Genomic DNA, 15,469 nt, shown 5'->3' on the forward strand with positions numbered 1-15,469 from the left:
TCGGCCCTCGGGCCGCCCGCACCACGTGAAGGTCGACCCGCGACGGCCCGGGAACCGGGCCACCCGCACGACCGGTCGAGGGAGGGCGGCATGACGGCCACATCGGTCGCGCTGATCGGCGCGAACGGACACGGGCTGCACCACCGGGAGCAGTTGGCCGAGCACGAGCGGCGAGGGCTGGTGCGGTTGGTGGCGCTGGCTGACACGCAGCCGGTGGTGGACCCGCCCGATGGCGTGCCGGTCTACACCGACCACGTGGCGCTGCTCGCCGAGGCCAAACCAGAGGTGGTCATCGTGTGCACGCCGCCGCACACGCACCTGGCGCTGACCCGCGACGCGCTGCGCGCGGGCGCGGACGTGCTGCTGGAGAAGCCGCCCGTGCTCGACAGGGCTGAGCACGACGCGCTGCTCGCCGAGCAGGACGCGACCGGCCGGGTGGTCCAGGTCGGCTTCCAGTCGCTGGCCTCGCCGGCGCTGGTCCGGCTGCGGGAGGCGGTCGCGGCGGGCGAGCTGGGCACGGTACGGCAGATCTCGGTGCTCGGCTGCTGGCGGCGCGCCGACGCGTACTGGACCCGTTCGCCCTGGTCCGGGCGGCGCACCGTGAACGGCCGGCCGTCGCTGGACGGCGCGCTGGCCAACCCGTTCGCGCACGCCGTCATGCAGGCGCTGGCGGTGCTGGACCTGCCGGTGATCCGGGTCGAGGTGGACTGGCTCAGGGTCCGCCCGATCGAGGTCGAGGACACCGCGACGCTGCGCGTCACGCTGGCGGGCGGGGTGCGGGTGCTGGTCGCGGTGACGCTGGCGGGGGAGGACTTCGTGGACGGTGCGCTCACCGTGTACGGCGACCGCGGCACCGCCGAGCTGACCTTCCGCGAGGACCGGCTGCGCCTGCCCGGCGAATCCGTGGCGGAGCTGGTGGAAGGCCGGTCGACGCTGCTGGAGAACCTGCTGGCGTTCCGCGCGTCGGGCACACCGCTGCTGTCCGGGCTGGCCCGGACCGCCTCGTTCACCACGGTCATCGAGCAACTGCGCGCGGCGGAACCGCCCTACCAGGTCGCGCCGGAGGCGCTGGCCGTCGAGGACGGGCACCGCACGCTGGTCGGGGTGAACGACGTGCTGCGCCGCTGCGCGGCCGAAGGGGCCCTGATGAACGAACTTTCCGCGCCGTGGCATGCAACTGTTCCGGGCGGGACTGCAAACGATTGAAAAGACGTGGCAAGGTCGATCTGAATAGTCGCTGCATCCAGCTATTCCGGTAGCTGGAACAGGGAAAACTGTGCTTTAAAGGCTGCAACAAAGCTGCATTCACCATCCATTGACTTCACTGTCGTCTCTTCTTATGTTGCCTGATAAGTAACACGTCGGACACATAATGGAGAGCGCGATGCGAAGGCAAGACAATGTGGTCGGTCGCCGGGTCCGGCGGGCCGTCGCCGGATCCGCCCTCGGCGTCCTGTTGCTGCTGACGGGCGCGTCGCCCGCGGCGGCGACCGGTGACCCCAGCGGCCCCGGCTGGTGGGCGCAGCAGCTCGCCCGCCAGCCGCTCGTGGCCAACGACGGCTGGGCCGCCTCCGGCGCCGGCACCACGGGCGGCTCGGCCGCCGACGACGCGCACGTGTTCACGGTGCGCAACCGCGACGAGCTGGCCGCGGCGCTGACCGGCGCGGACCCGAAGATCGTCTTCGTGGAGGGCGTCATCGACGGCCTCAAGACCGCCGACGGCGCCACGCTGACCTGTGCGGACCTCGCCGACCCGGGCTACACGCTGGAGAGCTACCTCGCCGCGTACGACCCGGCGGTCTGGGGCCGCGCCACCGACCCGAGCGGGCCGATCGAGCAGGCCCGGGTGCGCTCGGTGGCCAACCAGCGAGCCCGCACCGAGCTGCGGGTCGGCCCGAACACCACGATCCTCGGTCTCGGGCACGCCACCCTGCGCCACCTCACCCTGATGATCGACGGCGGCAACAACGTGATCGTCCGCAACCTGAACTTCGAGGACGCGGCCGACTGCTTCCCGCGCTGGCGGCCCACCGACGGCGCCGAGGGCAACTGGAACTCCGAGTACGACCTGGTCTCGGTGCGCCGCTCGACGAACGTGTGGATCGACCACAACACCTTCAGCGACGGAGACAACCCGGACTCGAATCAGCCGGTGTACTTCGGCCGGCCGTGGCAGGTGCACGACGGCGCGTGCGACATCACGCACACCTCCGACCTGGTCACCGTGTCGGCGAACGTGTTCACCGACCACGACAAGACGATGCTCATCGGCTCCTCGGACACCGTCGGCCCCGATGTCGGCAAGCTGCGGGTCACCCTGCGGCACAACGTGTTCGACGGGGTCGGCCAGCGCGCGCCGCGCGTCCGGTTCGGGCAGGTCGACGTGTACAACAACACGTTCCGCATCGCGGAGTTCTACGACTACAGCGTCGGCCTGGGCATCCAGTCCGCGGTGTACCTGGAGAACAACCACTTCACGCTGACCGACGGCATCACAGCCGACCGGGTGCTGAAGGACTGGAAGGGCACCGTCGTCACCGAGCGCGGCAGCTTCGGCCGGGTCGGCAGCGGCCGCCCGGGGCCGCTGAACCTGCTCACGGCGTACAACGCGGTCAACGACCCGGACTTCGGACCCGACGCCGGCTGGACGCCGACGCTGCGCGCGTACCAGCCGCTGCCCGGCTGGGCGGTGCCGCTGGCCACGCTGCTCTCCGGCGCCGGAAAGCTCGGCGCCCGCTGACCCGGCGCCCGGCGGCCGGACCCTGCCCGGCCGCCGGGCCCCGTTAGCCGGCGGTCCCGCTCAACCGACGGCGCACAGAGCTCCCGCACCCTGGTGGCGCCCTCCGGCACACCCGTGCCGGACCACCGGGTGCGGTTCCTCCAAGGAGGTACCGCTCATGTCCTTGCTCACACGCGCGGCTCCACGGCGTCGCGGAATGGCCGCGGCACTTGGCGCGGGGCTGACCGCCCTCGTCCTGGCCCTGGGGACGACCTGGTTCGGCGGCACCGCGTACGCGGCCACGCTGTTCTCGGACGACTTCGAGGACGGCAACTCCACCGGCTGGTCGAAGTCCGGCGGCAGCTGGTCGGTGGTTGCCGACGGCAGCCAGGCGTACCGCCAGACCAGCACCGGTGCCGACGCCAAGGCGCAGGCCGGCTCGACCTGGACCGCCCAGTCGGTCTCGGCCCGGGTCAAGCCGATCGCCTTCGGCAACAGCACCCGCTCGGTCGGCGTGGCCGCCCGCCTGCAGAGCCTGTCCAACTACTACTCGCTGGTGCTGACCGGCTCCGGCACGGCGCAGCTGCGCCGCGTCTCCGGCGGCGGGATCACCACGCTGGCCACCGCGACCGTCGCGGTGTCGCCGGGCACCTGGTACACGCTGCGGCTGGACGCGTTCGGCTCGTCGCTGACCGCGTTCGTCAACGGCACGCAGGTGGCCACGGCCACCGACAGCACGTTCACCTCCGGCAAGATCGGCCTGATGGCGTCGTACGCCGGCGCCTCGTTCGACGACGTGACCGTCACCGACACGGCCGGGCCGAGCAACCCCAGCCCATCCGGTACGGGGCAGCCGCCGTCGCCCTCGCCGAGCAGCTCCCCGCCGCCGCCCGGCACCTGCAACACCGGCGGCAGCCCGGTCGGCTTCGCGGCCGTGAACGCCTGGGGCCGCAACGGCACCACCGGCGGCGCGGGCGGCGCGACGATCGAGGTCGACACGGCCGCCGAGCTGATCACGGCGATCGCGCAGACCGGCCCGCTCAACATCTGCGTCAAGGGGCTGATCACGGTCCCGGCGGGCATGTACAACGTCACCTCGCACAAGTCGATCATCGGCGTCGGGTCGAACTCCGGGATCTCCGGCGGCGGCTTCAACATCGGGCTGCCGATCGACGACGCGATCACGTCGCCGCCCGCGAACGCGGTGCAGAACGTGATCATCCGCAACATGGTGTTCCGCAACGCCAGTGACGACTCGATCAACGTCCAGATGTTCTCGCACCACATCTGGCTCGACCACAACGACCTCGCCCAGGGTTACGACGGTCTGATCGACGTCAAGCGCGGCTCGTCGTACGTGACCATCTCGTGGAACCACACCCACGACCACAGCAAGAACATGCTGCTGGGCCGCGACGACGCCGACGACCTGCAGGACACCGGCCGGCTGAAGGTCAGCTACCACCACAACTGGTTCGACGAGACCCCGCAGCGCAACCCACGGGTGCGCTACGGCGAGCCGGTGCACATCTACAACAACTACTACTTCCACAACACCGACGTCGGCGTGGCCTGCCAGACCGACGCGGGCTGCGTGGTCGAGGGCAACTACTTCGAGAGCGTCGAGGAGCCCGTCACGAACAGCTACGCAGGTCCGGGCGGTCGCTGCGTGGCTCGCAACAACGTCTACACCGGCAACGAGCCCGGCGCCCCCGACTGCTCCGGCACCGTCGAGGAGCCCAGCGCCTACTACGGCTACGTGCTGGACAACCCCGCCGACGTCAAGGCCCTCGTGATGGCCGGCGCCGGCGTCGGAAAGATCTGAGGAGGATCTTCCATGCGACACGCGCACAGCCCGGGCGCGCACCGCGCCAGGCGAGCCGGTCTGGTGACCGCCGCCGCCACCATCGCACTGGCCGTCGTGATGACGGCGCTACTCAACCTGACCGGCGGCGTCGCCATGGCAGCCACGCTGTTCTCCGACAACTTCAACAGCGGATCGGCCACCGGCTGGTCCAAGTCCGGCGGCGACTGGTCCGTGGTCACCGACGGCACCGGCACGTTCCAGCAGGCCAAGGTGGACAGCGAGCTGGCCCGCCAGTTCGCGGGCAGCACTTCGTGGACCAACTACACGGTCACCGCCCGGGTGAAGCCGACCGGCTTCTCCGGCTCCGGCCGCTACGCGGCGCTCGGCGCGCGCTCCACCGGCTCGTCGACCCGCTACCAGCTGGCCCTGCTCAACTCCGGGCGGGCCGAGCTGCAGGCGGTCAACGGCAGCAGCGTCACCGTCATCGGCGGCGTGAACCTGACCGTGAGCACCGGCACCTGGTACACCCTGCAGCTCACGGCCAGCGGGTCCACGCTGACCGGCTGGGTCAACGGCACGCAGGTCGCCTCGGGCGGCAACAGCCAGTTCGGCGCGGGGCGGATCGTGCTGGTGACGTCGTACGCCACGGCCCGCTTCGACGACGTCGTGGTCAGCGACTCCGCCGGTCCGGCCCCGACCACCGGCGGCCCGCAGCCGTCGGCGTCCCCGCCCGGCTCGCCGTCCCCGCAGCCGTCGAGCAGCCCGCAGCCGCCGGCCGGCGGCCTGGTCGGCTGGGCGACGGTGAACGGCTCCACCAGCGGTGGATCGGGCGGCAGCACGGTCAACGTGACCAGCGCGTCCCAGTTCCTCAGCGAGATCAACTCGTCCGGGACGAAGACCATCACGTTCTCCGGCACGTTCAACATCAGCGGCATGAACAAGGTCGCCTCGAACAAGACGATCCTGGGTGTCGGCTCCAGTGCGACCCTGGTCGGCGGCGGCCTGACGCTGAGCAACGTCTCCAACGTCATCATCCGGAACATCAACTTCCGGGACTGGGACGACGACGCGATCAACGTGGAGACCAGCTCGCACCACGTGTGGATCGACCACAACAGCCTGAGCAACGGCTACGACGGCGCGATCGACATCAAGCGCGGCTCCGACTACATCACGGTGTCCTGGAACCGCATCTTCAACCACGACAAGAGCATGCTGCTCGGCCACAGTGACGACAACGGCAGCCAGGACATCGGCCACCTGCGCGTCACGTACCACCACAACTGGTTCGACGGCTCCGGCACCCGCCACCCGCGCGTGCGCTTCGGCAACCCGGTGCACGTCTACAACAACTACTACAACGGCAACGAGTACGGCGTCGCCTCCACCTGCGGTGCCGGTGTGCTCGTCGAGGGCAACTACTTCGAGAACGTCGACGAGCCGACCGCCGTCGGTTACGCCGACTCTCCCGTGGGCGCGATCGTCCAGCGCAACAACTACTTCGTCGGCTCCGGCAGCCCCGCCAGCGGCGGCGGCTCCGTCAACAGCATCCCCTACTCGTACACCCTCCAAACGGCGTCCTCGATCAAGTCCATCGTGACCGCCTCGGCCGGCACCGGCCGCATCTGATGAAAGGAAGGGCACCTTCACAACGCTCCGCGTTGTAGAAGGTGCCCTTCCCATCTCCGCACCGCCCTTGACGTGCTCCGCCGCGGACACGGTGCGCGCACGGGCCGGTCGCCCCGGCGACCGCGTTCCGGCTCGCGTTCCGCCCGCATCCGCACCCGATCCGGAGGAGAAGATGACGATCCCGCACCGCCGGCGCACCGCGCTCCTCGCCGGCACCATCGCCGCCGCCCTCGCCCTGGCGGTCGGCCTCACCACCGCCGCGTCCGCGGCCACGCTGTTCGGCGACGACTTCGAGGACGGCAACTCGTCCGGCTGGAGCAGCTCGGGCGGCAGCTGGTCGGTGGTCACCGACGGCTCGCGCGCCTACCGCCAGAGCAGCACCAGCGCCGACGCGAAGTCCCTGTCCGGCACCGCGACCTGGACCGACTACACGGTCTCGGCCCGGGTCAAGCCGATCGCCTTCGGCAACAGCACCCGCGCGGCGGGCGTCGCCGCCCGCGCGTCGAGCACCTCCAGCTTCTACTCGCTCGTGCTCGTCGGCGCGGGCCGGGCCGAGTTGCGCCGCACCAGCGGCGGCGGCGTGACGGTGCTCGCTCAGGCGGCCGCCACGGTCACCCCAGGCGCGTGGCACACCCTCGCGCTGCAGGTCACCGGGAGCACGCTGCGCGGCTCCGTCAACGGCAGCCAGCTGGTGACCGCCACCGACGGCACGTTCGCCACCGGGCGGATCGGGCTGCTCGGCTCGTATGCCAGCGCCGCCTTCGACGACGTCCAGGTCGTCACGGGCAGCGGCCCCGACCCGTCGCCCTCGGCCCCCGCGTCACCGTCGGCCCCGGCCTCGCCGTCGCCGAGCCCGCTGCCACCGACCCCGCCCGGCCAGGCCGACGGCTACGCGTCCGTGAACTCCCTCGGGCAGAACGGCACGTACGGCGGCGCGGGCGGGCAGACCGTCACCGTCACGAGCGCGGCGCAACTGGCCGACTACGCGGGACGGGCGGAGCCGTACATCATCATGGTCTCCGGCCGGATCACGGTCAGCGGCATGATCACCGTGGTCGCGAACAAGAGCATCATCGGCGTCGGCTCGACTGCGGAGATCACCGGCGGCGGGCTGCAGATGGGCTCGACCACCCGGCCCGGCAACAACGTCATCATCCGCAACATCACCTTCCGCGACGCGTCCGACGACTCGGTCAGCGTGCACAACGCCTCGCACCACGTGTGGATCGACCACAACGAGTTCTGGCCGGGCTTCGACGGCTCGGTGGACGTGAAGCGGCAGTCGAACTTCGTCACCGTGTCCTGGAACGTCTTCCACGGCACCGACAAGTCCATGCTGCTCGGGCACTCCGACACGTTCCCGGACGACATCGGGCACCTGAAGGTGACCTACCACCACAACCTGTTCGACGGGTCGAACCAGCGGCACCCGCGGGTCCGCTTCGGCGAGCCGGTGCACGTGTACAACAACCACTACCGCAACGTCGGCCTGTACGGCATCGCGTCCACGGAGAACGCGGGTGTGGTGGTGGAGGGCAACTACTTCGAGAACACGGCATTCCCGTGCTACTCGACGAACGGCTACGCCGACAGCGCCCCGGGCCGCCTGGTCCAGCGCGCCAACGCGTACGCCAACTCGGGCGTCTGCGAAGCCAACGGCACCGTCACCGAGCCGGGAACCTTCTACGGCTACACCCTCGACCCCGCCACCACCGTCCCCGCCAAGGTCGCCGCCAACGCCGGCGTCGGCCACCCGTAAAGGCAAGGAAGGGCACCTTCTTAACGCTCCGCGTTGTAGAAGGTGCCCTTCTTAACGCCGTCCGTGCCTTGACCTGGTGTGCGATCGGGCGGCGGTGGATGTGCGCGGTGCCGGGCCGGGGCTGCCGGCGGGATGCGGCGGCGGCAGGCATGGCACCATGCCACCCGTGCGACCTGTCGACGAGCTGATCAACACCGCCGAGGACGCCTGGCCGGAACTGCTCGCGGAGCTGACGGCGGGCGCTGTCGACGTGCGTGTCCTGCCCACGGAGCACGGCCGGGAGACCCTGGGCCTGATGCAGGTGACCACCCGCTCCCGCCTCGGCGCGATGGCACTGCACGCCGGTGGGGTGGTGCTCGACCACGGCTGGCTGCGGCTGTACGGCGGCGGCGACCCGGCCGAGGGCCTGCCGAGCCTGGCCGAGGCCAACGGGTTCGACGGCGGGCCCCGTGACGCTCCGGCTTCCTTCGCCGTCGGGCATGACGTGCTCGGCGGCTGCTACGAGGTCAACGGCCCGGTGCCGCCCGAGGACCGGCCCGGGGAGCCCGGCGAGGTGTGCTACTTCGCGCCGGAGTCGCTGGAGTGGCAGCCGCTCGGCATGCCGTACGGCACGTGGCTGTCCTGGCTGGCGTCCGGGCGACTCGACGGCTTCTACGCCGACGTACGCTGGCCCGGCTGGCAGGCGGAGGCTCGTGCGCTACGGCTGGACCAGGGTCTGAGCGTGTACCCGTTCCTGTTCACGGCCGAGGCCCGGCAGGACCTGGCGGCCACCAGCCGTCGGCCGATCTCGATCAGCGAGCTGATGTCCGTGCACGGGTCGATGGCACGGAGCATCGCGGACATGCCCAACGGCTCACGGTTCGTGATGCGGGTGCACCAGACGTGAGCACGCCCGTCGTGCTCAGTGCTCCCAGGGCAGGCGGCGCGGGCGGCGGGACCAACGCGGGCTGAGCTGTTCGGACTCGAAACGGGTGGTCCACCGTCGCCGCTCCGCGCCGTCGTCGAAGACTGTCGCCGCCTCGAACCTGCGGTCGAGCGCGGCCAGCAGCGAACCCGGCTCGGCCGCCGCCAGCTCCGGATGCGCATCCAGAACCGATCCGAGCGTGTCGCGGCTGGTCAGGTCGTTGAAGTAGAGGTCGATCAGATAGCTCTCGTCGAGGCTGTCCTGTTCCAGCCGGCGGATAAGGTGCTCCCAGAGCCGGAACCGGTTGCGGACCGAGTACTTCGGCTCCGTCAGGGCATCGGCGAACCGGGGTGCCATGGCGGCGCGTTCGCGCTCCAGGCGCTCGGCGTCCACCTGCTCGATCGACGCATGATCCGCGGGGGTCAGCCGCGTCCAGGCGGCTTCCGTCGCCGGGGCGTCTTCGGTCCAGTTCACTGCCATATGCCGGGCCCGTTCACTCGTTGAGCTGCTGCAGGTAGTAGGCGTAACCGTTGTCGGGCTGCATGAACGTGCCCCGGTCGCCCTCTCTGATGATGATCGTGCCGGTGTCGGCGTCCCACCAGACGAAGCGGGGGACGCGGTTCGGCGTGTCCCGCACCCGGTGGCCCGGGTTCGCCCGCATGACGTCCTCCAGGTGTCCGGCCAGGTCTTCGTCCGCGACGCCCGGGATGCTGCGTTGCCCGGCGTGTTCGGCGATCTTGTCAGCGATGAGGCCCACGTCGCCGGCCTGGCTCGCCGGGTCGGGCGGGCGGGTGAGGCCGCCGAGCTCGCTGGTCGGCGTCACGCCCCGGCCGCCACGGCCGGGCAGCTCGGGCTGCTGGCGCTTGGCGAACACGATGAAGGCGCCCATGCCGGTGTCGACCTGCTTGATCACCGGGATGAGGTTGCCGAGGCTGCGGAGCAGCGCCTTCACGATCCGGGCGATCTTCGCCGCCCAGCGGGCGACCACGGTGCCGACCTGGGCGACAACCACCGGTGTGGCCAGGCCGAAGGTGAACACCTCCTCGGCGGTCCAGATCGGCAGCCGGGCCAGCAGCGTGGCGACGCATTCGCCGATCAGGTCACGCACGATGGTGCGCACCGCTTCGACCAGCGCACCGGACGCCTCGACGAGCACGGCCATGCACTCGCCGACCTTGGAGAGCGCGAACAGCATCTCCATGCTGCGCTGGGCGTGCGTGCCGTACGCCGCCGCGGCCTGCCCGGTCCAGTCAGGGATGTCGGCGACCGTGCCACGGCCGTATCCCTCGGCGATCCGCTGATGCTCGGCGGCGATGTTGCGCCAGGTCTGGGCGGTCGCCCGCAACTGGTCGGGGTCGCCCGCGAGCTGATCCAGGCACCAGGACAGCGGTTCGACGTGCTCCACGACCCAGCCGAACCCGGCGGTGACCAGCATGCCGAACGGGTCGATCGTCCAGGCGGCGCCTTCCACGACCAGGGTCGCGCCACCGAGGGTGCCGTCGATCCAGGAGCCGTTCTCGATGCCGTCGATGAGCATGTCCAGCGACTCGGCGATGCCGACTCCGGAGAACCACGTCGTGGTGTCGACCCGGTCGGCGACCAGCGTGTCGCCAGGCTCGTTCATCGCACGCCCCGCACGGTGGTGTCGGCGGCGGCGTCGCCCGCGGCGTAGTTGTCGGCGACCGTGCGCAGCCCGTCGGCGACGGTGTCCATGGTGCGGGAGGTCTCGTCGACGCACTCGACGGCACGGTCGACCAGGTCGTCGAGCAGGCGCGGCAGCCAGGAGTTGATCAGCCCGTAGGAGCCGCTGTCGTAGCCGACGCGGGCGGCCGCCGCGCGGGTTTCGGCGACGCGCTCCACCAGGTGGTCGATGGTCCTGCCGTGGTCGCGGATCTGATCGGGCAGCGCCCGCAGCGGCGGGCCGCCGTCGTCAGGTCGCATCACGCAGCCCCGACTCGTCGATGAGCCGGCTCAGTTCGGCCCGCAGCGCCCACCGGGCGGCGTCGTTGGCCTCGATCACGGTCCGCGACAGCTTCTCCAGCGACCAGGCGCGCACACGGTCGTCGAGCTTCAGCGTCGTCAGCCGACCGGTGTGGTCCACCGTCGCGGTCACCGAGCCCTCGGCGGCCGCGACGGTGACGGTCAGCTCACCCTGCCGCTGCGCCAGCTCCCGGGCACGGGCCGCGCGGGCCTCGACGGCCGCCTGCCAGTCGTCGATGCGTTGACTCGCCTGCTCCGGATCACCGAACATCGCGAACCTCGCACCCGACGCGATCGTCGACCCTCACCCGAACCTCCCCCTCCGCCGCCGGTGCCTTCGTCGCGTCAGCCTAGGCACGGCCCAGCGACGTCAGAAGTCCGATGAGGACGGAAGGGGCGCTTTCCACAACACATTGCGTTGTGGAAAGCGCCCCTGGTAAATCAGCTGACAGTGCAGGTCGCGCCGTTGACCTTGAAGGCGGTCGGTTCGGGGTTGGCGGTGGTCCAGACGCCGTTGTAACCGATCGTGGCGGAGGCGCTCGGGGCCAGGTTGGCGTTCCAGGAGAGGTTGGTGGCGGTGACGTTGAGGCCGGACTGGGACCAGTTCGCGCTGTGGCCGCTGCTGACGGCCTGCCCCGCCGCGGGGAACGGGTAGGTCAGCGTCCAGCCGTTGATCGCCGTCGTGCCGGTGTTCTTGATGGTGACCTTCACGGAGAATCCGCCGGGCCACTGGCTCTCGATGAGGTATGCCACGTCGCAACTCGCCCCGCCGCCGGTGCCCGACGTGGTGAACGTGACGGGCGAGGACGCGGTCGAGGTGTTGCCCGCGCCGTCGACGGCGACGACGTAGTAGGTGTACGAGGTGGACGCGGTGAGACCGCTGAGGGCGAAGGAGTTCGTGGTCGGTGACCCGGCCAGCACGTCGGTGGTGCCCGCTTCCCGGTAGACGCGGTAACCGGCCAGGCCGCTGCCGCCGCTGTCGGTGGAGACGGTCCAGACCAGCGTCGCGCCGGTCTGCGTGATCGACGTGGCTGTCGGCGTGCCCGGCTGCGTCGGCGCGGTGGTGTCGTTCGGCGGGGCGGTGGTGCTGAACGTGACCGGCGAGGAGGCGGTGGAGGTGTTGCCCGCGCCGTCGACGGCGACGACGTAGTAGGTGTATGAGGTCGAGGCCGTCAGGCCGGTCAGCGCGAACGAGTTGGTGGTCGGTGAGCCGGCCAGCACGTCGGTCGCGCCCGCCTCGCGGTAGACGCGGTAGCCCGCGAGCCCGCTGCCGCCGGTGTCGGTGGACGCGGTCCAGCTCAGCGTGGCAGAGGTGGCCGTGACCGAGGACGCCGCCGGGGTGCCCGGGGTGCTGGGCGCGACGGTGTCCGGGGTGCCGCCGCCGGGCGTGTCGCCCCAGACCTTGGTGGTCCCGTCGTACAGCGTGATCTTGCTGTTGCGGGCCATGGTCGCCTGGTAGGACCAGTCGTTGCTGACGTCCCAGGTGCCGGAGCTGGTGATCCGGAACTGGATCTCGCGCCGCCAGTCGGACTGCCCGGCCGGGATGATGTTCTGCCCCGCGCACGATATCGTCACGTAGTACACGTTGCCGCTGTGCTGGGTCGGCCCGGTCGGCGGCGAGCACTGGCTGTACGCCACCGACGTGCTGATCTGGCTGGGCGTGGTCGCCCCGTCGAGGGTGAAGTAGTACCGGAACGAGCCGTTGCTCAAAGCGCGCGCCGGCCAGGCCGACTTGTTGTAGACCAAAGCCTTGACCTCGGTGAACGTGGTCCCGGTGGTGTTCAGCCCGGACTCGACGTACATCTCGGCGTCGTCCGGGGTCTCCGTGGGCGGGAAGCTCGCCAGGGGCGTGCCGCCGAACTCGCTGTACATGCGGACCAGCGCGGAGGTGAAGCCGCCGTTGTAGTCGGTGGCGACCTCGTTCATCTGGAAGTTGCTCCGGTCGTCGGTGTACGCGTCGTTGGCCGAGCCGGGCCCGCCGACCAGCGCGCCGTAGAGCACGTGCCGGTTGTTGACCGGGCTGGTCAGGCTGTCGGTCCACGAGCCGTGCGCGGTGCGGTGGTGCGGGTTGATCGGCGGGTTGTTCCCGAACCCGTTGACGTAGCTGCGGTTGTTCGGGTTGTCGCCGAGGATGTAGTTGATCTGCCGGACCGCGAAGTCGTGGTAGCGCGCCTTGCGGGTGGCGTCGCTGATCCAGTCCGAGTAGACGAACGCCACCCAGGCGGTGTTCGCCGAGTAGCGCAGCGAACCCCACTGCTGCAGCCAGGCCTGGCCGCCGGGGGAGTACGTGATGCGCTGGCCGTTGACGCCGACGGTCCAGTAGTCCAGCCACCGGTTGGCGTCGTCGACGTACTGCTGCTTGCCGGTGAGCTTGGCCAGCAGCACGTACGAGCCGTAGGTCTTGTCGTCCCAGTCATGCGTCCACTTGTAGGAGTGGGTGCTCGACTGCGGCTCGGTGCCCAGGTTGGCGTAGTAGGACTCGGCCTTGCTCAGGTAGGCGGCCTCGCCGGTGGCCCGGTGCAGCCAGAGCGCGCCCCAGACCAGTTCGTCGTTGAAGCCGCTCCACGAGTTGTAGTAGCTGCTCGCGTCGGTGATGCACTCGCTGTACTTCTTGCGCACCGTGTCGGCGAAGGTGTACAGCTGACGGGCGTGGCTGACCAGCATGTTCGCGTACGTCGGGTCGGTGGGCCGGAAGACCATCGAGGCCGCGGCCATCGCGGCCGCCGTCTCCGCCGCCAGGTCCGTGCCGCCGCAACTAGAATCGATCTTGTACGCCGGCCGCGCCATCTTCATCACCTCGGCCGGACCCCACCACTGGTGATCCGCCCCGCCGTTGCCGACCTGCCCGTAGAGCACGTTGGCCGACGGGTGCGCCTTGATGAAGTAGTCGTTGACGAAGCGCAGGTTGTTCAGCAGCGGGGTGAGCTGGCCGGACGCCGAGTAGGCGGCGCGGTACTCGACCGCGCCCCAGGCCAGCATGGTGGCCGTGGCCGCCATCGGGAAGCCGAACTTGACGTGGTCGCCCGCGTCGAACCAGCCGCCGGTCAGGTTCACGCCGACGTCGGAGCCGTCGTTCATGGCGGAGTTGCCGCGCCAGGTGACACGGTTCCACGACGGCTTGGGTCCGGCGGCCTGCGCCTCGTAGAAGAACAGGGACTTCTGCAGCGCTTCGCCGTAGTTGTACGGAGCGGCGGCCTGCGCGGGCGCTGCGGACAGACCCGTTGCCATGGAACTGACGATGAGCACGCCGCAGGCTCCGGCGAACAACCGACGCCACCGGCCCGGAGGGCGGATGCCGTCACTGTGGGTAGGCACTAGGATTCTCCTGTCCGTGGAGCCGCGCGACGCGAGTCGCTGCGGTAGGGCACAGGTGGGGCGGATGTGGGCGCATCCGCCCCACCGCTATCGCAGTTCGCGGTGCGGTGGGTTAGTCAGGGTTTTCCTGTACGTTTCGTTCGACATCGATGGAAGCGCTCCCACCTCTGTCAAGCACGATTTAACCGCGCGGTTGCCTTCTTGTGAAGCCCCGATTTCGGCCGCGTCGTCGCCCGCCGATGGTCATGGCCTGACCAGGTGCTTTGTGGACGCCGCGAGCGGGGGCGTCAGGCGGCGGCGGGGGCGGTGCTGGCGCGCGGGGTGAGGATCGGCGGCAACAGCGTGGCCGGCGGCACCGCGCGGTCGTCGAGTTTGCGCATCAGCAGCTCCACGGCCTGCCGCCCGACGTCCTCGGCCGGGATCTGCACCGAGCTGAGCGCCGGGGACGACCGCTCGGCCAGCTCGTCGGGACAGATCGCCACCACGGACACGTCCTCGGGCACCCGGCGGCCCAGCGCGCGCAGCGAGCTCAGCACGTGCGCCACCGCGGCCTCGTTGTGCACCACCAGGCCGGTCAGACGCGGGTGATGGGCGAGCAGCTGGGTGAGGGACTCCTGCACCGCCTGAGGGTGCTCCTCGAACGGCTGCGCGTACGCGGTCAGCCGCAGCCGCTTCGCGGCCTCCACGAAGCCGTCCCGGGTGCGGTGGGCAAAGCCGGTGTCGCGGTCGTACACCACTCGCGGCGCGCCGAGCAGCGCGATCTCCCGGTGGCCCAGTGCCGCCAGGTGCTCCACGCACACCGCCCCGGCCCGGTGGAAGTCCAGGTCGACGCAGGTCAGCCCGGCCGAGTCGGCGGGCAGCCCGATCAGCACGCTGGGCCGTTCCAGCTTGCGCAGGGTCGGCACCCGCGGGTCGTGCATCTCCACGTCCATCAGCACCAGGCCGTCCACCATCGCGCCCGCGGCGACCCGGCGCAGCCCGGCCGGGCCCTCGTCGGCGGTGACCAGCAGCACGTCGTGGTGGTGCCGGCGGGCGCTGGTCACCACGGCGGTGGCGAACTGCATCAGCACCGGCAGGTGCATGCCCTGCCGCAGTGGCAGCACCAGCGCGATCACACTGGACCGGTTGCTGGCCAGCGAACGCGCGCCCGCGTGCGGGTGGAAGCCCAGCGCGCGGATGCTGGCGTGCACCCGGGCGCTGGTCGTGGCGGAGATGGCTCGCTTGCCGCTGAGCACGTACGACACCGTGCTCGTGGACACACCGGCATGCCGGGCCACGTCGGCGATGGTCACCACGCTGTCGCGCTGGGACGACCGCCGTGGACGGCTCCTCATCGGCGGCACCTCCCCGCTGCTC

The 15,469-nt window shown here is 70.5% G+C and carries 12 protein-coding genes; 6 read left to right on the forward strand and 6 right to left on the reverse strand.

Going from position 1 to position 15,469, the window contains the following annotated elements:
- The first annotated feature begins 90 nt into the window (after positions 1 to 90).
- The 6 genes from AB0B35_RS04480 (at position 91) to AB0B35_RS04505 (ending at position 8,800) form a co-directional block, all read left to right on the forward strand.
- Positions 91 to 1,206 (forward strand): Gfo/Idh/MocA family oxidoreductase, encoded by a 1,116-nt coding sequence (locus AB0B35_RS04480; protein WP_361040567.1) that lies wholly within the window; start codon positions 91 to 93, stop codon positions 1,204 to 1,206.
- Between the two features lie 178 nt (positions 1,207 to 1,384).
- A complete protein-coding gene (locus AB0B35_RS04485) occupies positions 1,385 to 2,740 on the forward strand; it encodes a pectate lyase (RefSeq protein ID WP_361040570.1) in 1,356 nt (451 codons plus the stop codon).
- Between the two features lie 196 nt (positions 2,741 to 2,936).
- Positions 2,937 to 4,544: a family 16 glycoside hydrolase gene (locus AB0B35_RS04490; RefSeq protein ID WP_361040572.1), complete on the forward strand. Its 1,608-nt coding sequence runs from the start codon at positions 2,937 to 2,939 to the stop codon at positions 4,542 to 4,544.
- Between the two features lie 12 nt (positions 4,545 to 4,556).
- Positions 4,557 to 6,155, forward strand: coding sequence for a family 16 glycoside hydrolase (locus tag AB0B35_RS04495; protein WP_361040575.1), 1,599 nt, complete (start codon positions 4,557 to 4,559; stop codon positions 6,153 to 6,155).
- Positions 6,156 to 6,327: 172 nt separating this feature from the next.
- Positions 6,328 to 7,914: a family 16 glycoside hydrolase gene (locus AB0B35_RS04500; protein ID WP_361040577.1), complete on the forward strand. Its 1,587-nt coding sequence runs from the start codon at positions 6,328 to 6,330 to the stop codon at positions 7,912 to 7,914.
- Positions 7,915 to 8,080: 166 nt separating this feature from the next.
- On the forward strand, positions 8,081 to 8,800 hold the full coding sequence (locus AB0B35_RS04505; RefSeq protein ID WP_361040579.1) for a DUF2625 family protein: 720 nt from the start codon (positions 8,081 to 8,083) through the stop codon (positions 8,798 to 8,800).
- A gap of 15 nt (positions 8,801 to 8,815) precedes the next feature.
- Here AB0B35_RS04505 and AB0B35_RS04510 read toward each other — a convergent pair whose 3' ends face one another.
- The 6 genes from AB0B35_RS04510 to AB0B35_RS04535 all read right to left on the reverse strand — a co-directional run bounded on the left by AB0B35_RS04510 (position 8,816) and on the right by AB0B35_RS04535 (position 15,447).
- On the reverse strand, positions 8,816 to 9,292 hold the full coding sequence (locus AB0B35_RS04510; RefSeq protein WP_361040581.1) for a hypothetical protein: 477 nt from the start codon (positions 9,290 to 9,292) through the stop codon (positions 8,816 to 8,818).
- Positions 9,293 to 9,311: 19 nt separating this feature from the next.
- Positions 9,312 to 10,442 (reverse strand): hypothetical protein, encoded by a 1,131-nt coding sequence (locus AB0B35_RS04515; RefSeq protein ID WP_361040584.1) that lies wholly within the window; start codon positions 10,440 to 10,442, stop codon positions 9,312 to 9,314.
- Entirely contained in the window at positions 10,439 to 10,759 is a 321-nt protein-coding gene (locus tag AB0B35_RS04520; protein WP_361040586.1) for a type VII secretion target, read from the reverse strand. Before AB0B35_RS04520 ends, AB0B35_RS04515 begins: the two co-directional genes overlap by 4 nt.
- Positions 10,749 to 11,069, reverse strand: a complete 321-nt coding sequence (locus AB0B35_RS04525; RefSeq protein ID WP_361040588.1) for a YbaB/EbfC family nucleoid-associated protein — start codon at positions 11,067 to 11,069, stop codon at positions 10,749 to 10,751. Before AB0B35_RS04525 ends, AB0B35_RS04520 begins: the two co-directional genes overlap by 11 nt.
- 170 nt (positions 11,070 to 11,239) lie before the next feature.
- Positions 11,240 to 14,026: a glycoside hydrolase family 9 protein gene (locus AB0B35_RS04530; protein ID WP_361040591.1), complete on the reverse strand. Its 2,787-nt coding sequence runs from the start codon at positions 14,024 to 14,026 to the stop codon at positions 11,240 to 11,242.
- 374 nt (positions 14,027 to 14,400) lie between these two features.
- On the reverse strand, positions 14,401 to 15,447 hold the full coding sequence (locus tag AB0B35_RS04535; protein WP_360521274.1) for a LacI family DNA-binding transcriptional regulator: 1,047 nt from the start codon (positions 15,445 to 15,447) through the stop codon (positions 14,401 to 14,403).
- Positions 15,448 to 15,469: the final 22 nt, after the last annotated feature.

Origin of the sequence: Catellatospora sp. NPDC049133, assembly GCF_040648455.1 — a bacterium.
Lineage (GTDB): Bacteria > Actinomycetota > Actinomycetes > Mycobacteriales > Micromonosporaceae > Catellatospora > Catellatospora aurea.